Origin of the sequence: Bartonella sp. AP72JLCBS (assembly GCF_042195705.1) — a bacterium.
Lineage (GTDB): Bacteria > Pseudomonadota > Alphaproteobacteria > Rhizobiales > Rhizobiaceae > Bartonella.
In genome coordinates this window covers 88,830-109,636 of the sequence record NZ_JBHIOU010000005.1, presented here as the reverse complement: position 1 = coordinate 109,636, position 20,807 = coordinate 88,830, and the positions used below count along the sequence as shown (strand labels likewise).

Sequence of the window (20,807 nt, the reverse complement as noted above, 5' to 3'; positions counted from 1 at the left end):
TTGGGTTCTCTTATTTTTTTGTTGTTGGGCGCTTTCCCAAGATATTTGATATACATCACGCTGTTAAGCATACTTTTATCCTTTATAGGAGATATGTCGTCTTCTGTTGAGTGGCAGAGAGCGGCAAAAAGCAAACCTCCGCATTCTATTATAATAGCATAAGATGCCCTATATTTTCAAATAAAATATCGTTTATCGGCTTAAAATAAACTGTGAATGATCTCGCTATTTTGTTTGGTGTATCCTTTGTAAGTATCCTTTATAGAGTATAAATCTCCGTTTTAATGGATCTTATTATAAAACGAGGGGATGTCGTTTAAAGGACGGAATGCATTATCGAAAGAGGCTGTTTTTATAAGAAGAAAATGCCTTTATAAAAAGATGCTTTTATAAGAGATGCCTTGATGAATGTAGGGGCTATACAAATGTAGGGGCTGTGAGATATTTCATCTTTAATGAAGAATTTTTAAAATGAAGCCTTTTTGATTAAGAAGCTTTCAAATGAGGATTAAGGTTGTTTGTCGCACGTTTTTTATACTGGATAATCGATTGCTTGTTTGACTTTGTTTTGTGTTGCTTTTTAAAGAGCCATGTCTTAGGGCTCTCTTTTGCCCATTTTGCAAGGGTGCTCATGAAGGGTATAACGATAAAGTCCCCAATGAAATCCATACAAAGTTTGAATAATATAAAATCTATTGCACACTTCCATTTTTACGCTTGTAAAGAAGAAAGTCCGTAGCATCACACATTTTGCCAGCTCTCATGGTTGCGGACAGCTCTTGGCATTTGAGGCGCTTCCTTAGAGGCATTTATCATCCTTTCTTAATGTTTTACTCTATACGGCTCTTTCTGCTTGTAACGCGCAAGAGACATGGTTTGGGTTGATTTAATATGGAATAGGTTTGGAATAAGACAATCCTACGGTATTTAGGGTTCTCATTTAATATGAAAAACAATAAATTATTATAAATCAGTGTATTGTTTGTAAACTTTACACATCAGATATTTCTTAGATTGAATATTTTTGCTTGTTGAGTTTTGTGAAACATTGTCTTTTGAAGTGTGGGTAATAGATAAGAGGATACAATGGCATTTGTGCTTGTAAGGTTTAGGGATTGTATGTTGTCACGTATGAGAAATTTTAAAAATAGACTTAAAGGGGCTTATAGCGCGTGTTTCATGGTGAAAAGAGTGCTAGATAAACCGGTTTTGCTGGTTGCATGTTCTCAAAGAGTGAGTGGGCATGTTAGAAGTGAGAAAATATCCGTATGATCGAAGATAAATCACAACACCAATCTGCCCATAAGGGAAATACGGCTTTTGCGTCACAGCCCGTGTTAAATCAGTGTGCGGTTTTCAAAAAATGGACGGCTCTCTCAAGAAAAGATTACGTCATCATTTTGTGTTTGGCTATCCTCTTGTTGGTGCTTTTTGCCGCGACTGTCTATATGAATCCTTTGGAGTTTTTTCACGTTATATCCAAAGAACAGTTTCAAGCACTGGGACAAATGGAACAAGGAGATCTTCGAAAAATGATTAAGGAGATCTTGAAACAGCCTTTTGAAAATAATCCTGCAATCGTGTTTTTGCGTGACGCGGGATGGAATAGTGTTTGGGCTTTTTTATGTCTCTTGCCGCAAATGATTTTTGGTGTTCTTGTGGTGTTCTTTCCACTCTTTTTTGTCTTTAACGCTATCTCTAAACGGGAGGTGAAGGAAATGATGAAGCTGTGGGATACATTGCCAGAGCAGCAACAGCTAGACAACCAATCTCTCAACAGAACACAATAGGAAAATAAGTGGCTGCTTCTTTTATAAGTACTTTTGTAATTTTGACCACAGTATGGTGGAGTACTGTCATGTTTCTCGGGGAGATCATGATACTTTTTTCTACTCTGATGACAATCTTGGTACTTTATTATTCTTTGATAAAACGGACAATATTGTTGTGTGGGATGCGGCGGAAATTAAAAAAGGGAGCATTGCAGAATTTGGGGCATAATCAGAAAGTCAGCATAGGACAAAATACAGTTTGTGCAATAAAGTTCAGCCCCCTTTCTTTTCAAGAATCTTTGGAACTTTCAAGAAAAGATTATTGTATCATCTTTTTTCTAGCTTTCATTGTGATTGTGGTTTTCGCAGTTTTGCTCGCTTTTTTTGCTTTTCTTCCAAAATCTGTGATTTTTTTACACAATTATATGCCTCTATTGTTTAAGGTTGGCGGTTTTGGCATGCAGCTGCTGTTTTGGTTTTGTGCGTGTATTGTTGTCGCTTTACCTGTCATTTTAATCTTCCATAGTCTCCTTCATTATGGCGTGAAAAAAACAATAAAGAAATTAGAAATGGTTGCTTGAGAAGAGAATAAAAATGATGATTTCACATCAATGCGATAGGGGAAACACGTGACTATTGTTATAAAATTTTTGGCTTTTTTAGGGTTCACCATCATTGCCATTGTAATGTTTATGGTTATGATCCGGCTTCCTTACCGGTTGATCAAGCATATGAGATTATCTTTTAAACTCTCTCAAGACTTGAAAAAGAGTACAACGCAAAAAAAGCAAGCCATACAACAATTGTGCAATGATCTGGGAGAAATGAAAAGACACAATCTCGCACATAAAACCCTTGATGCGACAATGCGCTTTCTTAACTTCAAAGAATTTCTGCCTCTTTCTTCGAAAGAATGTAAAATAATCTTTTTTATCTTTATCCTCTTTACTGTTTTGCAATCTGCTTTCTTTGTCGCAAATTTGGTATGGTGGAAGAGCGATATGGTCGGCGTTATCATGCAGCTGTTGAGCATTCTATGGTTTGGGCTTCTTCTCTTTTTTCCGATCATTGGGATCATGTGTATAAAATTAACGAGAAAATTAAACAAAAAACTTCAACAATTGAAAGAAGCAATACAACAACGCGATCAGGCAATTCGTATGAAGAATGGGCGTGGAGGATAAAATGACCAGTAGTCTTATAACATTAATGGCCTTTTCTTTCCTGTTCTTTATGGTCTTAAATGTTTTATTGTGGGTGCCAATCGTTGTCATTTATTACCTGTTTATCAAGCGTGCGAGGCTTTATTGCCGCGTGAAAAAAGAACTGAAATGCGTGCTTAATGAACGCGATATCGCCTTAAGACAGATCTCCCCAAAATAAAAAACAGCTTTCTCTTGTTTGGCAAGACTATAAAAAAATATGCTATCTTTCTACGGTCATGGCGACTGCTCCAATAGTTATAACTGCTGTCGTTAAGGTATGGAGAAGGAAGAGCTTTGTTTCTCTTGTCGTATTCGAGCCATTGGCATGGATGCTTGCCTGTACTTTTTTATTCTTACCGATTGTTTTTATTATGCGTTTTATCGTGACACGTCAGTTGAACAAAATGATACGGCAATTGGAAGAAGAGGTTGAGCAGAAAGGAGCTCCCGTCATATTATACGATGTGAGCGAGGGGAAAGTGAGCGAGGGGAAAAAGTGAAGAGAGGCTTTCGTTGAGCCTTGCTTTTGACTTGTTCATTAAGGAGCATGGGGTGCACTTCTCGTTTTATGCCTTTTTATATTTGTGTCGTGTTTTTTTAAAGAATTGAGGCTCTTGCTTGAGTTGGTGCTCTTGCTTGAGTGCGAGAGGAAAGTGAAGAGAGGCTTTCGTTGAGCCTTGCTTTTGACTTGTTCATTAAGGAGCATGGGGGACACTTCTCGTTTTATGCTTTTTTTATATTTGTGTCGTGTTTTTTTAAAGAATTGAGGCTCTTACTTGAGTAAGATCCTTGCTTGAGTGCTGAGGGGAAAGTGAAGAGAGGCCGCTCTTGGACTTTACTTGCTGTTTCTGTTCTCTTAAAGAGAGAAAATCTTGTAACTTATTTTCTTTTTATCAAGCATAAAAATGTGTTTTACCAAGCGATATTGAGAGCGAAAAATCTATACTTAAAGCAAAAGATATTCTGGTGTTTGGGAAAAAAAAGCCCATTTTCTTGCAGGTGGAGAGGCAAGACGCATAGAGAAGGTGAGCCAAAAGCACACGTTTTGCTCCATAGAAAGTGTAACAGTGCTTTTAAAGAGCTTGGGGTGGAGGGGGAAAATTGAAAGAAAAGAGGGACATCTATTTATTTACGAGACCGTTATTTATTTACGAGACCGTGAAGGACAGTTTCTCTCTCTGGATGAAAAAGGTTTTGTGCAATTTGGTTATGGAATTGTGAGAGACGCTGGTATTCATGCGGCGGCTTGCCAAATGATTAATCCTTATCATTTTAGGGCTTTATCATTTTGGGGGGGCCAGATTGACAACGAGGCATTGAGGCAAAGGGGTGGATTTTAAGGCAAAGGGATTGGAAATTTCTTGAGGAAGAGGTAAGCGTAGGGCGTGTCGTGTACTTGAGGAAGTTTTCGATGAGGCAATGACTGAGGTTTGATCTGGGACTGAGGTTGATCTTGGCCGCGTGCTTGGCTTTCAAGATGGGGGCACCACCTTGGGAAAAGGAGGGGGGTGGCTTGTAAGCACCTCACGTATAGTGCTTCATGTATAAGCGCGTATAGGGCAAATGAATAAAATACGTAGAGGGGATTTATAGTGCTTGCATTACTCTGAGAAGGGTGCTAAGCGAATTTACCGCGCTGGTGGCGTGCTATCAAATATTGAAGAGTGGGAATTTTAGAAGTGGGGGAGTATCCGTATGATCGAAGATAAATCACAACACCAATCTGCCCATAAGGGAGATAAGGCTTTTGTATCGCAGCCAGTGTTGGATCAATCGGCAACTTTCAAAAAATGGATGATGCTTTCAACAGGCGATTATATCATCATTTGTTGTTTGGCTATCCTCTTGTTGGTGCTTTTTTCCGCGTCTGCCTATATGGATCCTTTGGAATTTTTTCACGTTATATCCAAAGAACAGCTCCAAGCACTGGGACAAATGAAACAAGAAAGTCTTCAGGAAAGACTTCAGGAAAGTCTTAAACACCCTTTCCAAAATCCTATAATTCAGCATGTTCTTGATGCGGGGTGGAATAGTGTTTGGGCTTTTTTATGTCTCTTGCCGCAAATGATTTTTGGCGTTCTTTTTGGTTTTTGTCCGCTCTTTTTTGTCTTTAACGCCGTATTTAAACGGGATGTGAAGGAAATGATGCTACAATGGGAAACCTTGCCAGAGCAGCAACAGCTAGACAACCAATCTCTTAACAGAAGACAATAGGGGGAAAAGTGACCGCTTCTTTAATCATTGGAATGTTGATTGCCGTAGGAACGGCAATTTTTATTTGTTCTGCAATTTTTATGGTATTCCTTTCTACCGTGGTGACAATCGTTGCACTTTATTATTCGTTGATAAAACGGACAATCTTGTTATTGGTGACGCAGCGAAAATTAAAAAAGGGTGCAGCGCAGAATTTAGGGCATTATCAGGTAGAGGGTAGAGGACAGAGGACAGTTCTTGCAACACAGTTGCGTGCCTTTTCTTTTCAAGAATCTTTGCTTCTCTCAAAAAAAGATTATTTTATGATCTTTTCTATCGCCTTCGTTATGGTTGCACTTTGCACAGGTTTTGTCGTTTTTTCAGCTTTTCTTCCAAAATCTGCGGTTTTTTTGCACAATTACGTGCCTATGATAGTGCTTCACATTATTGATTTTGTCATGCGACTGCTGTTTTGGGTCTGGACATGTATTGTTGTTTCTTTACCTGTCATTTTAATTCTCCATAGTCTCCTTCAGTATGGCGTGCAAGAAACAGTAAAGGAATTAGAAACATTTGTTTGAGCAGAGAATAAAAATGATGATTTCACATCAATGCGATAGGGAAAAAAAGGGAGCATTATGATGCAGCATTTGGTTTTTTTAGGGTTCATTATCATTGCCATTTTAATGGTTATGGTTATGGTCAGGTTTCCTTACCTGTTGATCAAATATATCAGGTTATCTTTTAAACTCGCTCAAGGCTTGAAAAAGAGTACGACGCAACAAAAGCAAGCCATACAACAACTGCGCAATGATCTGGGAGAAATGAAAAGACACAATCTCGCCCATAAGACCCTTGATGCGAAAATGCGCTTTCTTAACTTCAAAGAATCTCTGCCTTTTTATTCAAAAGAATGTAAAATAATCTTTTTTATCCTTATTCTCTTTTCTGTTTTGCAATCTGCTTTCTCTATCGCAAATTTTGTATGGTGGAAAAATGATAGTGTTGCCTTTATCATGCAGCTGTTGAGCCTTATATGGTTAGGGATTCTTCTCTTTTCTCCGATCATTGGGATCATGTGCATGAAGTTAACGAGAAAATTGAACAAAATACTTCCACAATTGGAAGAAGCGATACAACAACGCGATCAGGCAATTCGTATGCAGAATGTGGTAGGGGGACAAAATGACGAGTAGTCTTATAACATTAATAGCCATTTCTTTCCTGTTCTTTACGCTCTTAGGTGTTTTAATATGGGCGCCAATCGTTGTCATTTATTACCTGTTTATCAAGCGTGCGCGGCTTTATTGTCGCGTGAAAAAGGAACTGAAATGCGTGCTGAATGAACGCGATATCGCCTTAAGACAGATCTCCCCAAAATAAAAAGCAGCAGAATGTTTGATAAAAAGCAGCTTTCTCTTGTTTGGCAAGACTATAAAAAAATATTCTATCTTTCTACGGTCATGGCGACTGCTCCAATAGTTATAACTGTTGTCGTTAAGATATGGAGAGGGCAGGACTTTGTTTCTCTTGTCGTATTCGAGCCACTGGCATGGCTGCTTGCCTGTACTTTTTTATTCTTACCGATTGTTTTTATTATGCGTTTTATCGTGACCCGTCAGTTGAACAAAATGATACGGCAATTAGAAGAAGAGGTTGAGCAGAAAGGAGCTCCCGTCATATTATACGATGTGAGTGAGGGGAAAGTGAGCGAGGGGAAAAAGTGAAGAGAGGCTTTTTTTCGAGCCTTGCTTTTGACTTGTTCATTAAGGTGCATGGGTGTACTTCTCGTTTTATGCCTTTTTATATTTGTGTCGTGTTTTGAAAAGAATTGAGGCTCTTGCTTGAGTGGGGCTTTTGTTTGAGTGGGATTCTTGCGAGGCTTTTAAGGGGAAAGTGAAGAGGGGCTGCTCTTGGACTTTACTTGCTGTTTCTGTTCTCTTTAAGAGAGAAAATCTTGTAACTTATTTTCTTTTTATCAAACATAAAAATGTGTCTTACCAAGCGATATTGAGAGCGAAAAATCTATACTTAAAGCAAAAGATATTCTGGTGTTTGGGGAAAAAAGCCCATTTTCTTGCAGGTGGAGAGGTAAGACGCATAGAGAAGGTGAGCCAAAAGCTTAAGTTTTTTATTAAGACGTTTTGCTCCATAGAAAGTGTAACAGTGCTTTTAAAGAGCCTGGGGTAGAGGGGGGAAATTGAAAGAAAAGAGGGACATCTATTTATTTACGAGACCGTTATTTATTTACGAGACCGCTAAGGACAGTTTCTCTCTCTGGATGAAAAAGGTTTTGTGCAATTTGGTTATGGAATTGTGAGAGGTGCTGGTATTCATGCGGCGGCTTGCCAAATGATTAATCCTTATCATTTTAGGGCTTTGCCAGATTGACAACGAGGCATTGAGGCAAAGGGGTGGATTTTAAGGCTAAGAGATTGAAAATTTTTGAGGAAAAGGTAAGCGTAGGGCGTTTACACCGTGTGCTTGAGGAAGCTTTAGATGAGGCAATGACTGAGGTTGATCTGGGACTGAGGTTGATCTTGGCCGCGTGTTTGGGCTTTCAATAGAGCACCCTTCCTTGGGGAAAGGAAATTGTGCTATCTCTCAAGTGGACTCTTCTTTACTTGCACACCCTTGGGGCTTTGGTATTGAGGGCTGATGTTAACATTTGGCAGCTTTCTCATAAAAGCTTTATGGAAGATGAAAGTTTGGGCTTTGAAAAAAAATATCGAAAAAATCAATTTGGGCCGGTTTTGTTGATGATTCAAATCGTCATAAAGACAAAGCAACTTCGTTACGATTTTCTTGCACTCGTTTGCTTCTTCTTTGGAAAGCAGCTTATCTTTCTGAAAATAAAAAGAGCACTTAGAATTTTAGAGTCAGAGACCCAAATTTGTGCAATAGAAGAAGATATTTTTATGAAAATTTGATCGACGAGAAAAGAGAAGCCTTAAGATAATAGGGGATATACTGTGGGGAATAAAAACATGATGTTTGAAGGTGATGAAAAAAAGGCACCCCTGATATTGTCTTTATAAAAAATGAGGGATACAAGCGCTTGATATTGATGAACCCTCATTCATTGTGAGGATGAAAGCTTCGGTTCATGAAAATGGCTTAAAAATTGAGACAAATGAGGGGTAAAAAATGAGGGGCAATGGAAAAAATGCATCATTGGATGAAGAGTTACGGTCTTTTTCGCTGGAAGAAGCGTTTTTGACAAGCAAAAATTATAAAGTTATCTTTTGTATTGCTTTCATTGTGTCAGCTTTTACAATGGCATTCTTTATGTTTTTTAAGTGGGATTTGACAGGGTGGTGGAATTATATCCTGTTCATTTTAACATTAATATTGGTTTTTATATCAGCGCTTCTTTTTGTACTCATTCCTGTTGCCTTTGTGGTCGGTATCATCTTTACGCGTTTGTTGCAAAAAAAGATCGATAAGTTGGATCAAGAAATCTGGCAGCGAAGAAAAACCGCTTCTCAACAAAACAGCGTGTTAAGGGAGGGCAGAAAATGAATACTGGTCTTTATATATTCTCATGCGTTGTAGGAGAGACCTTCTATTCGTGCGATGTTTGAAGGTGATGAAAAAAATGCACCCTTGATATTGTCTTTATAAAAGATGAGGGATACAAACGCTTGATATTGATGAACCCTCATCCATTGTGAGGACGAAAGCTTCGGTTCATGAAAATGGCTTGAAAATTGAAACAAATGAGGGATAAAAAATGAGGGGCAATGGAAAAAATGCATCATTGGATGAAGAATTACGGTCTTTTTCGCTTGAAGAAGCGTTTTTAACAAGCAAAAATTATAAAGTCATCTTTTGCATTGCTTTCATTGTGGCAGCTTTAAGAACGGCTCTTCTCTTCTTACTCATGTGGCTTGAGTGGAAGTTGGCGGGGTGGGAAGGGGATGTCGTGGCAGCTCTCTCGTTAATTATGGAGCTTATATCATGGTTTATTTTTTTGTTCATCCCTGTTGCCTTTGTGGTTCGTATCATTTTCACGGTTCTGTTGAAAGAAAAGATCGATATGTTGGAGCAAGCAATCTGGAAGCGGAGAAAAACCGCTTCTCAACAAAACAGCGCATGAAGGGGCGGGGAAAATGATAGATATTAAAATAATGGATATTGTTGTTGTACTCTCGTGGGGTGTGGGCTTGACGCTTTTCACGCTGCTTTCTGCTGTGGTCATGATGTTTATTTGGGCATTGTATTACTCTACTTTCAAGCGGGTGAGACTGTATTGCCAAGTGACAAAAGAATTAGCTTGAACAACCTGTCGCTTTTGAGCCGTCTAGTGGAGCAACGCCGATGATTAAGCCGTTATCTGAGGAAAAAGAGTTTTCTCTTTCTGATGAAGAAATCTTAACGATGGAAAGTGCAACGGCGCTTTTAAAGAGTTTGGGGTGGAAGGTGGAAATTGAGGGAAAAGGAGATCATTTGGCCACCTATTATTTACCAGATCGTGAAGTGCAGTTTCTTTATAATGCTGAGAAGGGGTATCCGCGATTTGATTGTGCAATTGCAGTGGTTTCTGGTATCCATGCGGCGGCTTGCCAAACAATAGACCCTTATAATTCTGGAGGTTTGATTGCTCTTGAATTGAGTTTTGATGTGAAGGGGTTGGAAATTTTTGAAGAAAAGGTAAGCGTTGGATGTTTACGTCGTGTACTCGAGAAAGCTTTAGATGAGGCAATGACTGAGGTTGATCTTGGCAAGATGCTTCACTCTCAATATAGAATCCTGCCTTGGGAAAACAAAACTGTGGTCCCTCGGTTGGCTTCTTATTCCCTGCGTTATCTTGCTGCTCTGGCTTTGATGGGCGATGTTGAAACTTTACACTCTTATCACAAAAGCTTTATGGAAGGTGAGAAGCTGGGCTTTGAGGCAAGCATCGAAGAGGAGCATCTGGAACGCGCAATGGTGATTGCTCAAGCGGTAGAAAAGACAAAGCAACCCAGTTACGATTTGCTTCAACAGGCGGCAAAGAATTTTTCCATGGAGGTGGAAAGCTATGAATGTTTTAGAGCTACAGATCCCAATTTGTGCAATAGAAGAAGAGATTCTTATGAAAATTTGATCGAGGAAAAAAGAGAAGAATTAAGGCAACAGGGATATTTTGTTTACGAAAAGGACGCAATTTGTGAGGTTGATGGAAAAAACTATCGTCCTCATATTCTTTACATAAAGGATGGGGAGTTAGAATATATGGATGTAGAAATTAGGATTGATGAAAAAATTTATTGAGAAAAATAAAGAGTTTAGATAATTTAAAAAGAGCTTAAACCTAAAAATAGAGCGTAAAAAGCGCGAAGCGTAAAAGCAGAGGGGAACAATGCAGGAGAAAAAAGCAACATTTGAAGAGTCTTTCTTTTCATTTAGAAAATTTATGGTGTCTTTAGTGGAAAGGCGTAAAGGGGTGGGACGGTGTAAAATAATAGGGCACCGCTTTTTTATCATGTTTTGTACATGCCTTATCATGATGGCTTTAGAAGTTCCTGCGGGTGCAAAGTCTCTGGTACAGCCGTTGCAATGGACAAGATGGGAAGGAATTGGTTCTCTTATTTTTCTCTTACCAGTGTTGATATGGTTTTGTCTTCTCACACCCCTTCCTATTTTGTGGGGCATTTGTCGTTTTAAAGAGCGCAGATTGAAAAAACTAAAAGAAAAAACAAAGCAGCAAGAGATTAATCAATGAGGTTATACGCATGAGGAGTGAGGGCGCGGTTTTTATTTTGTTTCTGCCGATTGGATATTTTTTTCTAAATGCAGTTACAGTTTTTGCCATTTTTGTGAATATGATTATTGTGGCGCCTTATTATTCTTTAATAAAGCGTTTGAGGCTCTATTACAGAGTGAAAAAACAAAGACGTTTGATGAAAGAACATCCACAGCGTTTTTGTTTCTTTGAAAAAAGCGGAAAAGAAAAAGAGAGAGTGCCGCAAAACTTAGCACTAGAAACACAGATAAGTTTCTATTCGTTAAAAAAATGGCTCGCTTTTTCACGCAAAGATTATATCCTCCACGCATGCCTCTCTTTCATCATTATGTTTTTCAAAGCTTATGTCTATGTGATTTTCTTTAAAGGGATAGATGAGATAGATGAGAGCAGATTTGAATATTTTGTCATTCTCTTGCTCTTCTGGTTTTTTTTATCGGTATGTATTTTTGCAACGATCCCTGTTGTTGTGATTCTTCGTGAAATTTTAACTCATCGATTGAAAAAGAAGATTCAGCAATTGGAAGAAGTGACTGAAGCAACCCAATCAATCAATTTATAAAAGGAAGGGGATAAAATGCATTACGAAATGGCGGCAGCTTGGACGGTGATTTTGATCATTCTGCTGGGGGGTGTTTTTAATTTTTTCTTAACAATACCCATTGTGGCACTGTATATTTCTTTTATCAAGCGTTTGATCTCGTATTACAAGGTTACCAAACAATTAAACGCAGCGCTGAAAAAGCGCATGTAGTGCTCGTGTCATGGGGGGAGGCATAAGTTTTAGATCATGCCATTGCTTCACGACTTGGGAGGAGGGCATCGATTGTTTTTCTCATTTTACGCTGATCTCTGGGGGAAAAGGGCTGTTGGCAATGAATAGGCTGGTGATAGGTTTGTAATAGGCTGGTGATAGGCTTTAATGGGGCGGTTTATCGGCAGTTTGCTTGTTTTCTGTGAATTTGCAAAATCGTAAAAACGTGAAACTGTAAAAAGGTGTGTGGTTGCTCAAGAGCCGTGATGGTTGTGGGGCGGTTGAGGAGAAGAGGGTGCCAATGGGGGAATGGAGGGCATTGGGGGAAAAGGGCTGATGGCAATGAATAGGCTGATGATAGGTTTGTAATAGGCTTGTATAGGCTTTAATGGGGCGGTTTATCGGCAGTTTTGTTGTTTTCTGTGAATTTGCAAAATCGTAAAAACGTGTAACTGTAATAGGGGGTGTGGTTGGTCAAGAGCCGTGATGGTTGTGGGGAGGATATAGGGAGAAAAGGTGTCAATGGAGGCGTAAAGGTTGGATTGTGCAATGCGTCAAAATTGGAATGTGGGAAGTGGGAATGGAGGGCGTTGGGGGAAAAGGGTTGATGGCAATGAATAGGCTGATGATAGGTTTGTAATAGGCTTGTATAGGCTTTAATGGGGCGGTTTATCGGAAGTTTTGTTGTTTTCTGTGAATTTGCAAAATCGTAAAAACGTGGAACTGTAAAAAGGTGTGTGGTTGGTCAAGAGCCGTGATGGTTGTGAGAGGGGGATAAGCCCGTGTGAGAAGGGTTAGAAAAACGTTTGGTTTTGAAGCTGTTGATATAGGCATGCTGTTTAGAGGCGTAAGGGAGGGGGATTGTTCGTTCTCAAAGCCTATGATGTAAGAGAGTATGGGCTATTCAAGAGGGTGTTCGGGTATGGATAGAGATTGAAGGGGCTCGGCTTCTTTGCAAAGCAGAGGTCTTGATCATAAGTTTTGTTTATTCATATGGTTTTTTATGGCATCCAGTACCTGTTGGCTTATCTCCTTATGGGTCAGCCATCGTAAACCTTTGGGCGTTGTTTTTTGTCCTAATTGAATGGGGATAAAATCAACCTTGTTTTTGCGCGCGCACTCGAGGATCATTTGATCATGCGTGTTGGAACCAAAAATATGAAGAATACATGGCGGTTTAGGCAAAAGAGCCAACTGCTCAATTAATGCGCAAGAAAATGCATAGGCGGGCGAATGAATCCATAATATGCAATATTTTAGATCATGCCATTGCTTCACAGCTTCTAAAAATTGCGCCTTTGATGCCGCACAATCATAATCCAACGACACGCACAACTGTTTGTTGTGCAATGCCTCAAGCTGGACTTTATGGGAAAGAAAGCGTGCAGCAATAATCACTTCTTGCGGCTCTAGTGATTGATACAAAGGGGCAAACATCCCTGTGCCCCCTACCACTAAATAACGATAGTGCGCATCCTTTTTTTTCATGCCCCCTCCCTTATTACTTTAAATCCCACCTCTTTGCTTTAAAAATGTGTACATTTCATCAGCAAGTCTTTCACAACGTGTTTGTACCTCTTCACTTATAACTTTCCAAGTACGACCTTCATCATCTGAGGAAAAATCTTCGTTGGAAGAGGCGATTTGACATTGGAGTGTATAACCATAAAGCGTGTGCACCACCGGCACTAAATGTTCACAAGGTTGTGCGCATTTTTTGGCCGTACTCCCATGAGAGATAAGTCCAACAGGTTTATTTAAAAAGGCATTATAGCTCAAATTATCAAGAGCATTTTTTAAAACACCCGAATAAGATCCTTGATAAACAGGGCTTGCTAGAATAACGCCATCAGCCGCGGCAATGGTTTTGACAAACTCACGGACCGCAGCACTTGGATTAGCCTCTACCTGCTGATGATAATCTGGATCTGTCATCGGCAAGGGCTGTTCACGCAAATCAACCCAATGAAGTGATGCACCCCGCTTTATGAGGCAATCCGCTAAATAATTGGCTAAAGTTCTTGTTAAGGAAGGTTGACGCACAGACCCCAAAATAATTGCTATATTCAACAGGATTCTCCTTTATCTTTTCCCCACAAGCCTATAACGCAAGGCTTATAAAGAATTGTGAGTAAAATGGCGCGTATCATTATGCTGTCCATAAAGAGCAATTGTGATGATATCGCATCATCATAGAATCAGTCCATGCTAACAAGATTGTTGACAAAACAACACCTCAAACTTGTAAGGGAATGTTAGTGCTTTCATTAATATTAAAATGCTTGATCTCAAGAATCGCGGCTGTCTCTCTGTCTTAGAAGCACTTTTATGAATATATTCTGAGCTATTGGCTTGCAAGAACTCTAATGAAAAATGGAAGATATCATCGTATTTTGAATGATCATTGATCCTTTTTAATTGGAATAAGAAAGTTGTAAGATTTTCTCATTTCAAATGCTCTTATTGCGTGATCATTTGCAAATCAATGGAAGTTCCTTTTTTCATGTCTTAAGTGGGCGGAAAACAATGGAGAAAAGAATAAAAATGCTTCTGTCTTTTCAAGGGATAAAGGCTATCGTAAGAAGCTAGATAGGGCTGTTTTTGGGGCAAGAGGTGGGGTTGTTGTAGAAGGGGTGGTGGGTATGGCTGTTGTAGGGGGGGGCGGGTAAAGGCTGTTGTAGAGGCAGCGGGTATGGCTGTTGTAGGGGCAGAGCGGTATGGCTGTTTGTAGGGTGCGGGCGGGTATGGCTGTTGTAGGGGAGCGGGTATGGTTGTTGTCGGGAGCCTTAGGGTAATGGGGGGGGGCCGTGTTGAGGAACGAGTTATGGCATGGCTTGTTGCAAGGGGAGGATAAGGCTATTGTAGAGGCTGCAGGGGGCGTATATGAATGGTGCTGGATTACATTTTTTATTGAAACAATAGGGGTGATAGAGTTTATAGTAAGGGGGATATATTCATGGGAGCGCTATTGTTATCCCTTTCATGGGGGATGTTCATGAAATGGGGGTGATGCGCGTTGGTTTGGAAGTGTTGAGAGATTTCTTTAAAACAAGCACGTGAATTGGCAAAAGTATTGGCAACATAAATAGGCGATACGAGTGTTCTTTGGGTATTCTGTTTGACGACAATGGATGCAATTGTGCTTTGAGAGATTATGCGTGTCCTTATAAAGTTAGGGACAAACAGTTGCATAAAAGGGAAGAGCAAATGAAGGGGGAAAATTCCACATTTTATAACAAACGGTGCTCTCTTTTTTTTGGAAAATCATTTCGTTCTTATAAAGATCATATGATTATTTGTCTTATTTCTATCCTTGTTGGGATAGGTTATAAAGCTCTTTTGATCCCATTAGAAGCCAAGTGGTCGTTGAGTGTATCGCAGGATAGCACTCTTTTAGCGCTTTTTGTGCTACGTGAAGTCATCATGGTTGTTGTTGTTGCCTTGATGCCTGTTTTATTGGTGCTTTATCTCATCTTAACGTATTTGTTGAAAAAAAGGATTCAGAATTTAGAAGAGGCTATCCAGCAACGGGGTCACACAATCGATCAACAAAATAATCCAGTAAAAAAGGATAGAGAAAAAATAAGCTGTTTTTTTATCGTATACTTTTGGTTGATATTTCTGCTAAACGTCTTTTTTCCTGCGGGTGTTGTCATGCTCATTTTAGAATTTTATTATTTTGTTTTCAAGCAGGTGAGAAAGTATCGTAGAATGAGACGGCTACTAAAACGCATAAGATAAAGAGAGTGACAAGGCGCTTTTGTCGCTATCGTAAGGGGGGAGAGGCAATGTTTGGAAGCTCGTGACACAAGAAGAGGGGATGGTTGGAAAATTATCAGGCAAAGAGGAGAGCCTATTTTCGTTTGTAATGAGGAGGATGCTCTTAATCATTTGGAAGAGCAACCACGCTTTTAGAAAATTGGGGTCTTTTGTTGAAAATAAGGGAAACACTATGCATCGCACTTTTCGTGGTTCTTAAAAGAGCGGGCATGAAATAAAGAAATGCGTTTTTCATAAAAAGGAAGAGCAATGAAGGGGAAAAATTCAGCATTTTATTCAGCATTTTATAATGAACTACGCTATTTTTTCGAAAAAAGTGTTTTTTCTGAGGAAGAGCGTGTTGTCATTTGTTTTCTCTCACTCATTATTGAGCTATGGAACAGGATTTTCTTTCTTGAGCTGTGGAACAGGATTCTCTCTCTCTCATCCTTGGATAGCAAAGAGTACAGCATTTTTTCTCTTGAGCTGTGGAACAAGATTTTCTTTCTCCTATCCTTGGGTAGCAATGGGGAACGGACAGGGTGGTGGGATACACCTCTTTTTCTCTCTCTGTATGCGTTTTGGAAAGTTATTATAGTGTGTGTTTTGGTCTTATTCCCAGTTATGTTGATACTCTACATCACATTGTGGTTTTTGTTGAGAAAAAATACTCAAAAATTGAAAGAAATAAACCAGCAACGGGGTAAAATAACCGATCAAAAGGATCGATATAAAAAAGGCGATAGAGAAAAAAGGGGTGATATTCTTGTCATGATATTTGTTTTCGTGCTTATGTGTGTGACATTGGTGGTTGCTTGTATTCCCATGATGATTTTAGAACTTTATTATGGTGTCTTTAAGCAGGTGAGAACGTATCGTAGAATGAGACGGCTACTAAAACGCGTAAGATAAAGAGAGTGACAAGGCGCTTTTGTCGCTATCGTAAGGGGGGAGAGGCAATGTTTAGAAGCTCTCGTGACACAAGAAGAGGGGATGGTTGGAAAATTATCAGGCAAAGAGGAGAGCCTATTTTCGTTTGTAATGAGGAGGATGCTCTTAATCATTGAGAAGAGTAACCACGCTTTTAGAAAATTGGGGGGTTTTGTTGAAAACAAGGGAAGCGCCATGCATCGCACTTTTCGTGGTTCTTAAAAGAGCGGGCATGAGATAAAAAAATGCGTTTTTCATAAAAAAAGGAAGAGCAATGAAGGGGAAAAAGTCAGCATTTTATTCAGCATTTTATAATGAACTACGCTATTTTTCTGGGAAAGATTATTTTTCTGTGCGAGAGTGTGTTGTCATTTGGTTCCTCTCGCTCATTATTGAGTTGTGCAACAGGATTTTCTTTCTCTCATCTTTGGGTAGCCAAGAGAACTTGACAGGGTGGCAGGATACACCTCTTTTTCTCTCTCTGTATGCGTTTTGGCAAGTTATTACAGTGTGTGTTTGGGTCTTGTTTCCAGTTCTGTACATACTCTTCATAACATTGTGGCTTTTGTTGAGAAAAAATACTCAAAAATTGAAAGAAATAAACCTGCAACGGGGTAAAATAACCGATCAAAAGGATTGGTATAAAAAAGGCGATAGAGAAAAATGGAGTGATATTCTTGTTACAATATTCGGTCTCGTGCTTCTGTTCGTGACACTGTGGGTTGCTTGTATTCCTATGATGATTTTACAACTTTATTATGGTGTCTTTAAGCAGGTGAGAACGTATCGCTGTTTAAGAAAAGAACTGAAAAACGTCTTGCAAGAACAGGATACAGCGCTTGAGAAGTCATGAGAGGGAAAAAATAATGAAGAAATTATGAGAGATTCAGCCTTTATAGGGATTGCTCTCTATACCATTTTGCCTTTGATATGTTTTGGTGTTTTTTATGGGGTGTCCGTAAAACATTGCTTTAAAGGAGCAGTGTTGGGTGGCATTGAGTGGAAGAAAAGCCGATTATGGATCAGTGTTGATTAAAGGGAATAAGAGCCCGTGGGGTTTAGAGCCTAGAGTGAGCGCTTGGGACTTACTTTATCGTTTGAGGCGTGAGGAAGGAACGGTTTTGCTCGTAGGGGCGTGCGGTATATGGGTTGTTTTCGTATTTTTAGGAGCCTTGTTCATTCAAGCTTTGAAATGAATCCTATTGAAGGTGGGGATGCAGGGTCATTTTCTTGAAAATAGGAGAATTTTTAGGAAGAAAAAGCTGAATTGTGACTATTGTTTATAGATTGGTACGGTTTGAAAATCTTCACTATTTGAGATGTGAGGAAGGTAAGAGGGTGGCAAGGTAGCAGGAATATTATAATTTTTATTATGACGCAAACCATAATGGCCTGTGTACTTTTCTTTATTCCGGTGGTATTTGGGTTTTGCATCATCATAATGCGTAAATTGGAAAAAAAGATCCAGAAACGAGAAGAGGCAATCTCTGTGTGATAGCAAATAAGCTCTCTGTCACACGGGGTCTTTTTAAAGAGTGAGAGGGGAATACATGAAGGAGCAAAATTGGGCATCAGAGCAAGAAACGCATAAAGGAGCGCATTCTTTTTCGCTCCAGCAAGCGTTGCTTTCAGCAAAGGATTATAAAATTATCTTTGCTATTGCTGTTCTCATTATCATGTGGAAAATGGTTCTAGAAATACCAGGTGTATTGAATTGGCAGCTGACAGGGTGGCAATATGTTGTGCATGCCGTTCTCTTTAAAACAACGGACATCATAACGGTTTGTGTTATTATTTTTATTCCGGTTATGTTACGGCTTCGCACCAAAGTGACGGGTGAGTTGCGAAAAAATATTCAGAAACTAGAAGAAGCAATCTCGGTGCGAGAGCACATAAGCTCTTTGTCGCACGGGCTTTTTTAAAGACTGAGAGGGGAAAAATGAACAGTGATCCTATAGCCGTATTTCTATTAGATCCCGGATTCTGGGTGATGATTGTTATTTGCATGATCATTATCATGCTTGTTTTAGCTCTTTATACCTCTGTCTTCAAACGGATGAAAATGAATTTCCAAGTGAAAGGCGCGCTGGAAAGAGTGCTTAAAGAAAATGATCTTGCAACGCAGCAGTTTTGGAAAGATGAAGCCGTGGTGCAGAAGAGGCGTTTGCAACTAAAGGAAAAAGAGTTCTCTGCCGATTATGATGATGATGAAATTCTCACGATAGAAAGTGCAACAGGGCTTTTAAAAAGCTTGGGATGGTCAGTGGAAATCGAGGGAAAGGGAGATTATTTGGCAACCCTCTTTTTACCAGATCGCGAAGTGCAGTTTCTTTATACGTGTAATCAAAAACGCGCTTTGCATAAAAAATTAGTCGAGGAGAAAAAACAAGAATTAAGGGAACAAGGGTTTGAAGGGGTGAGTGATGAACAGTTCGTGTTTGAAGCAGAGGGGGTAAAACATGCTCCTGATATTACTTATATTAAAGATGGTAAAATCGCATTTATGGATATAAAAATTGATTAGTTTATTCTCCTGTTGAAGAAAAGCACTTTTATTTAAAAGATGTGAAAGCGTCTCAATCATGGCGCTTTCACATCTTTCTTACCAGAGCAAAATAAAGGGTTCGAAAAATCAAGAATAATAGCCAAGATTTTAAAAAATAGACTGGAAATGGCTTGATCCTCAAGAATAGGGGGAAAAATCAATTATAAATTCTACTCTCTTCTTAAAGGCGGTCTCTTTTTTGTTAGAAAATGCTCATAAATTATCGCTTATTCAAGCGGTATGAGGGAAAGGTCCATTGACTAAAGCGCTATGGGGGGAGCTCCATTGACTAAAGGCGCTATGGGGAAGCTCTATTGACTAAAGTGCTATGGGAGGGAAGCTAGGGGGTAGAGCCTTTGTCATTTGAGGTGAGAGGAAGGCAAAAAATGGCATTTTTGAGCAGTGTTAAGCTCTTTTGCCTTTGAGGTATTTTTTGTCTTTTTAAGAAGTCCTTGCCAATGAAGCAGCGCTTGTTAAGCTTCAACAGTGTTTCAGTATGGTGATATTGATATAAAAAGTTATGGTGTTTTTGTGTTTTTCAGTCTGCTTCATGGAGATCTGTAAACCAATCCGATGACAGAGGAGATGCATGGTCATTTTCTTGAAAACAGAAGAATTTTTGGGAAGAACAAGAAGATTGCGGACCCTTATTAACGAAAGCGCTATGGGAGCGAAGCTAGGGAGTTAGAGCCTTTGTCATTTGAGATGTGAGACAAGTAAAAATGGCATTTTTGAAGGCGATGATATTTGGCCAATAAAAATAAAAACACAATAAAAACTAAACTAAAACAAAGGAAAAATTAAACTAAAAAAGGCCCCATTTTATAAAGGGCCTTTTTATTTAAATTTTACAATATATACAAAATGTATATAACCTTACTTTAAGAACTTTTTGTATCTTATATTCTAGTAGCAACAAGTTGTACGAAATATATAATAAGTGATCCTAAAAAACCAGCTATTGCATTCAATAAATTTTCTGCTTTATCGTATATATCGTTGATTGATGCTTGTTCTGATGCGCTTCTATTACTGACTCTCAGTATATTCAATGTATCCGATGTGTCCCTTACTTGTTTAACAAACTGTAAATTTGTTTTCTCAATAGTATAAGGAGCAACAATAGGAGAGGGTTGTTTATTGACTATACGATCAGATTTTTGAATCGCGAGAGCTAAACCACTTGTAATAGCCCCAGCTATGAAAAAATATCTGATATTCATAGTTTTTCTCCTATATTTATTTCGATAAATAAATATCGATACGTATCATATATAAATTCGATTTAAATAACTATAGTAAAAATACAACAATCACAAAAAAGAATAAACTTTGTCTATATTTTGACAAAATTTACTCTTAATTGCCTTAATGAATTCTTTCAGATTCGATTTTATGAAGGCGTAAAAAAGTTTGAAAGCTCTGTAGGCAAGTGGAATCCCATAAGGTGGGTGATACAATAGTTGCTAGCAAACTTCTTTTTGTGCCTTTAACCAAGGATTCATAAAAATGAGGGTTCATAAAAATGAGATGCGATGAAAATTGAGTAAAACCCTTGAAGGGAAGGATTCACTCTATTGAAGGCGAAGTGCATCTTTTCCATGGATTGGATACTGCCTTTATGAGGGTTTGGCAGTTTCCGTTGAGGGGAAGGATGCACTCTTTTTGAGGGCTGGAGTGCATCCTCTTATGGATTGGATACTGCCTTATGAGGGTTTGGCAGTTTCCGTTGAGGGGAAGGATGCACTCTTTTTGAGGGCTGGAGTGCATCCTCTTATGGATTGGATACTGCCTTATGAGGGTTTGGCAGTTTCCGTTGAGGGGAAGGATGCACTCTTTTTGAGGGCTGGAGTGCATCCTCTTATGGATTGGATACTGCCTTATGAGGGTTTGGCAGTTTCCGTTGAGGGGAAGGATGCAC

27 protein-coding genes are annotated in these 20,807 nt (G+C 39.1%); 24 read left to right on the top strand and 3 right to left on the bottom strand.

The genetic code is table 11. The features are described from left to right. Positions 1 to 1,268: 1,268 nt before the first annotated feature. The 18 genes from ACFILO_RS04330 to ACFILO_RS04245 all read left to right on the top strand — a co-directional run bounded on the left by ACFILO_RS04330 (position 1,269) and on the right by ACFILO_RS04245 (position 11,652). Positions 1,269 to 1,790, top strand: a complete 522-nt coding sequence (locus tag ACFILO_RS04330) for a hypothetical protein (protein ID WP_375677897.1) — start codon at positions 1,269 to 1,271, stop codon at positions 1,788 to 1,790. 86 nt (positions 1,791 to 1,876) lie between these two features. Beyond that, positions 1,877 to 2,353 carry a hypothetical protein gene (locus tag ACFILO_RS04325; RefSeq protein ID WP_375631957.1) on the top strand — a complete coding sequence of 159 codons (477 nt, stop codon included), beginning with the start codon at positions 1,877 to 1,879 and terminating at the stop codon, positions 2,351 to 2,353. A gap of 48 nt (positions 2,354 to 2,401) precedes the next feature. Beyond that, the gene (locus ACFILO_RS04320) at positions 2,402 to 2,956 is read left to right on the top strand and encodes a hypothetical protein (protein ID WP_375613263.1); all 555 of its coding nucleotides are present in this window, start codon (positions 2,402 to 2,404) and stop codon (positions 2,954 to 2,956) included. Between the two features lie 257 nt (positions 2,957 to 3,213). Beyond that, positions 3,214 to 3,477, top strand: coding sequence for a hypothetical protein (locus ACFILO_RS04315; protein ID WP_375677896.1), 264 nt, complete (start codon positions 3,214 to 3,216; stop codon positions 3,475 to 3,477). Between the two features lie 525 nt (positions 3,478 to 4,002). Next, a complete protein-coding gene (locus tag ACFILO_RS04310; RefSeq protein ID WP_375677895.1) occupies positions 4,003 to 4,317 on the top strand; it encodes a hypothetical protein in 315 nt (104 codons plus the stop codon). 355 nt (positions 4,318 to 4,672) lie between these two features. Then, positions 4,673 to 5,191: a hypothetical protein gene (locus tag ACFILO_RS04305; RefSeq protein ID WP_375677894.1), complete on the top strand. Its 519-nt coding sequence runs from the start codon at positions 4,673 to 4,675 to the stop codon at positions 5,189 to 5,191. A gap of 8 nt (positions 5,192 to 5,199) precedes the next feature. Beyond that, positions 5,200 to 5,751 carry a hypothetical protein gene (locus ACFILO_RS04300; protein WP_375653533.1) on the top strand — a complete coding sequence of 184 codons (552 nt, stop codon included), beginning with the start codon at positions 5,200 to 5,202 and terminating at the stop codon, positions 5,749 to 5,751. A 57-nt stretch (positions 5,752 to 5,808) separates the two neighbouring features. Beyond that, a complete protein-coding gene (locus tag ACFILO_RS04295) occupies positions 5,809 to 6,366 on the top strand; it encodes a hypothetical protein (protein ID WP_375653539.1) in 558 nt (185 codons plus the stop codon). Positions 6,367 to 6,564: 198 nt separating this feature from the next. Further along, a complete protein-coding gene (locus tag ACFILO_RS04290; RefSeq protein WP_375677893.1) occupies positions 6,565 to 6,897 on the top strand; it encodes a hypothetical protein in 333 nt (110 codons plus the stop codon). A gap of 708 nt (positions 6,898 to 7,605) precedes the next feature. Beyond that, positions 7,606 to 7,737 carry a hypothetical protein gene (locus ACFILO_RS04285; protein ID WP_375653546.1) on the top strand — a complete coding sequence of 44 codons (132 nt, stop codon included), beginning with the start codon at positions 7,606 to 7,608 and terminating at the stop codon, positions 7,735 to 7,737. Positions 7,738 to 7,863: 126 nt separating this feature from the next. Then, entirely contained in the window at positions 7,864 to 8,100 is a 237-nt protein-coding gene (locus tag ACFILO_RS04280; RefSeq protein ID WP_375653551.1) for a hypothetical protein, read from the top strand. Between the two features lie 217 nt (positions 8,101 to 8,317). Continuing rightward, complete coding sequence (locus ACFILO_RS04275; protein WP_375653556.1) at positions 8,318 to 8,692, top strand: hypothetical protein; 375 nt, start codon at positions 8,318 to 8,320, stop codon at positions 8,690 to 8,692. 211 nt (positions 8,693 to 8,903) lie between these two features. Next, complete coding sequence (locus ACFILO_RS04270) at positions 8,904 to 9,269, top strand: hypothetical protein (RefSeq protein ID WP_375653562.1); 366 nt, start codon at positions 8,904 to 8,906, stop codon at positions 9,267 to 9,269. 13 nt (positions 9,270 to 9,282) lie between these two features. Next, positions 9,283 to 9,450, top strand: coding sequence for a hypothetical protein (locus ACFILO_RS04265; RefSeq protein WP_375677892.1), 168 nt, complete (start codon positions 9,283 to 9,285; stop codon positions 9,448 to 9,450). Between the two features lie 40 nt (positions 9,451 to 9,490). Beyond that, positions 9,491 to 10,426 carry a DUF6990 domain-containing protein gene (locus ACFILO_RS04260; protein WP_375677891.1) on the top strand — a complete coding sequence of 312 codons (936 nt, stop codon included), beginning with the start codon at positions 9,491 to 9,493 and terminating at the stop codon, positions 10,424 to 10,426. A gap of 88 nt (positions 10,427 to 10,514) precedes the next feature. Next, a complete protein-coding gene (locus ACFILO_RS04255; protein ID WP_375631933.1) occupies positions 10,515 to 10,877 on the top strand; it encodes a hypothetical protein in 363 nt (120 codons plus the stop codon). 10 nt (positions 10,878 to 10,887) lie between these two features. Beyond that, positions 10,888 to 11,460 carry a hypothetical protein gene (locus ACFILO_RS04250; protein ID WP_375631931.1) on the top strand — a complete coding sequence of 191 codons (573 nt, stop codon included), beginning with the start codon at positions 10,888 to 10,890 and terminating at the stop codon, positions 11,458 to 11,460. A gap of 15 nt (positions 11,461 to 11,475) precedes the next feature. Then, on the top strand, positions 11,476 to 11,652 hold the full coding sequence (locus ACFILO_RS04245; RefSeq protein ID WP_375631929.1) for a hypothetical protein: 177 nt from the start codon (positions 11,476 to 11,478) through the stop codon (positions 11,650 to 11,652). A gap of 972 nt (positions 11,653 to 12,624) precedes the next feature. Here ACFILO_RS04245 and ACFILO_RS04240 read toward each other — a convergent pair. After that, positions 12,625 to 13,140 (bottom strand): short-chain dehydrogenase, encoded by a 516-nt coding sequence (locus ACFILO_RS04240; RefSeq protein WP_375677890.1) that lies wholly within the window; start codon positions 13,138 to 13,140, stop codon positions 12,625 to 12,627. An 18-nt stretch (positions 13,141 to 13,158) separates the two neighbouring features. Continuing rightward, the gene (locus tag ACFILO_RS04235) at positions 13,159 to 13,722 is read right to left on the bottom strand and encodes an NADPH-dependent FMN reductase (RefSeq protein WP_375621749.1); all 564 of its coding nucleotides are present in this window, start codon (positions 13,720 to 13,722) and stop codon (positions 13,159 to 13,161) included. A 1,137-nt stretch (positions 13,723 to 14,859) separates the two neighbouring features. Here ACFILO_RS04235 and ACFILO_RS04230 point away from each other — a divergent pair. The 5 genes from ACFILO_RS04230 to ACFILO_RS04210 all read left to right on the top strand — a co-directional run bounded on the left by ACFILO_RS04230 (position 14,860) and on the right by ACFILO_RS04210 (position 18,865). Then, the gene (locus tag ACFILO_RS04230; protein ID WP_375677889.1) at positions 14,860 to 15,393 is read left to right on the top strand and encodes a hypothetical protein; all 534 of its coding nucleotides are present in this window, start codon (positions 14,860 to 14,862) and stop codon (positions 15,391 to 15,393) included. A gap of 1,222 nt (positions 15,394 to 16,615) precedes the next feature. Beyond that, positions 16,616 to 17,194, top strand: a complete 579-nt coding sequence (locus ACFILO_RS04225) for a hypothetical protein (protein WP_375677888.1) — start codon at positions 16,616 to 16,618, stop codon at positions 17,192 to 17,194. 136 nt (positions 17,195 to 17,330) lie between these two features. Continuing rightward, the gene (locus tag ACFILO_RS04220) at positions 17,331 to 17,537 is read left to right on the top strand and encodes a hypothetical protein (RefSeq protein WP_375677887.1); all 207 of its coding nucleotides are present in this window, start codon (positions 17,331 to 17,333) and stop codon (positions 17,535 to 17,537) included. A 354-nt stretch (positions 17,538 to 17,891) separates the two neighbouring features. Further along, on the top strand, positions 17,892 to 18,263 hold the full coding sequence (locus ACFILO_RS04215; protein WP_375613623.1) for a hypothetical protein: 372 nt from the start codon (positions 17,892 to 17,894) through the stop codon (positions 18,261 to 18,263). Between the two features lie 17 nt (positions 18,264 to 18,280). Beyond that, the gene (locus tag ACFILO_RS04210; protein ID WP_375677886.1) at positions 18,281 to 18,865 is read left to right on the top strand and encodes a hypothetical protein; all 585 of its coding nucleotides are present in this window, start codon (positions 18,281 to 18,283) and stop codon (positions 18,863 to 18,865) included. A 920-nt stretch (positions 18,866 to 19,785) separates the two neighbouring features. Here the strand turns inward: ACFILO_RS04210 and ACFILO_RS04205 are convergent. Next, positions 19,786 to 20,109: a hypothetical protein gene (locus ACFILO_RS04205; RefSeq protein ID WP_375613621.1), complete on the bottom strand. Its 324-nt coding sequence runs from the start codon at positions 20,107 to 20,109 to the stop codon at positions 19,786 to 19,788. Positions 20,110 to 20,515: 406 nt separating this feature from the next. Here ACFILO_RS04205 and ACFILO_RS04200 point away from each other — a divergent pair. Continuing rightward, positions 20,516 to 20,807 (top strand): hypothetical protein (locus ACFILO_RS04200; RefSeq protein WP_375677885.1); only part of this gene is annotated, 292 nt, incomplete at its 3' end.

Coding starts and splice junctions, on each gene's coding strand:
- ACFILO_RS04330 (WP_375677897.1), top strand. CDS start 1,269: ATGATCGAAGATAAATCACAACACCAATCTGCCCATAAGGGAAATACG.
- ACFILO_RS04325 (WP_375631957.1), top strand. CDS start 1,877: ATGATACTTTTTTCTACTCTGATGACAATCTTGGTACTTTATTATTCT.
- ACFILO_RS04315 (WP_375677896.1), top strand. CDS start 3,214: ATGGCGACTGCTCCAATAGTTATAACTGCTGTCGTTAAGGTATGGAGA.
- ACFILO_RS04305 (WP_375677894.1), top strand. CDS start 4,673: ATGATCGAAGATAAATCACAACACCAATCTGCCCATAAGGGAGATAAG.
- ACFILO_RS04295 (WP_375653539.1), top strand. CDS start 5,809: ATGATGCAGCATTTGGTTTTTTTAGGGTTCATTATCATTGCCATTTTA.
- ACFILO_RS04290 (WP_375677893.1), top strand. CDS start 6,565: ATGTTTGATAAAAAGCAGCTTTCTCTTGTTTGGCAAGACTATAAAAAA.
- ACFILO_RS04280 (WP_375653551.1), top strand. CDS start 7,864: ATGGAAGATGAAAGTTTGGGCTTTGAAAAAAAATATCGAAAAAATCAA.
- ACFILO_RS04275 (WP_375653556.1), top strand. CDS start 8,318: ATGAGGGGCAATGGAAAAAATGCATCATTGGATGAAGAGTTACGGTCT.
- ACFILO_RS04270 (WP_375653562.1), top strand. CDS start 8,904: ATGAGGGGCAATGGAAAAAATGCATCATTGGATGAAGAATTACGGTCT.
- ACFILO_RS04265 (WP_375677892.1), top strand. CDS start 9,283: ATGATAGATATTAAAATAATGGATATTGTTGTTGTACTCTCGTGGGGT.
- ACFILO_RS04260 (WP_375677891.1), top strand. CDS start 9,491: ATGATTAAGCCGTTATCTGAGGAAAAAGAGTTTTCTCTTTCTGATGAA.
- ACFILO_RS04255 (WP_375631933.1), top strand. CDS start 10,515: ATGCAGGAGAAAAAAGCAACATTTGAAGAGTCTTTCTTTTCATTTAGA.
- ACFILO_RS04250 (WP_375631931.1), top strand. CDS start 10,888: ATGAGGAGTGAGGGCGCGGTTTTTATTTTGTTTCTGCCGATTGGATAT.
- ACFILO_RS04245 (WP_375631929.1), top strand. CDS start 11,476: ATGCATTACGAAATGGCGGCAGCTTGGACGGTGATTTTGATCATTCTG.
- ACFILO_RS04240 (WP_375677890.1), bottom strand. CDS start 13,140: ATGAAAAAAAAGGATGCGCACTATCGTTATTTAGTGGTAGGGGGCACA.
- ACFILO_RS04230 (WP_375677889.1), top strand. CDS start 14,860: ATGAAGGGGGAAAATTCCACATTTTATAACAAACGGTGCTCTCTTTTT.
- ACFILO_RS04225 (WP_375677888.1), top strand. CDS start 16,616: ATGAAGGGGAAAAAGTCAGCATTTTATTCAGCATTTTATAATGAACTA.
- ACFILO_RS04215 (WP_375613623.1), top strand. CDS start 17,892: ATGAAGGAGCAAAATTGGGCATCAGAGCAAGAAACGCATAAAGGAGCG.
- ACFILO_RS04210 (WP_375677886.1), top strand. CDS start 18,281: ATGAACAGTGATCCTATAGCCGTATTTCTATTAGATCCCGGATTCTGG.
- ACFILO_RS04205 (WP_375613621.1), bottom strand. CDS start 20,109: ATGAATATCAGATATTTTTTCATAGCTGGGGCTATTACAAGTGGTTTA.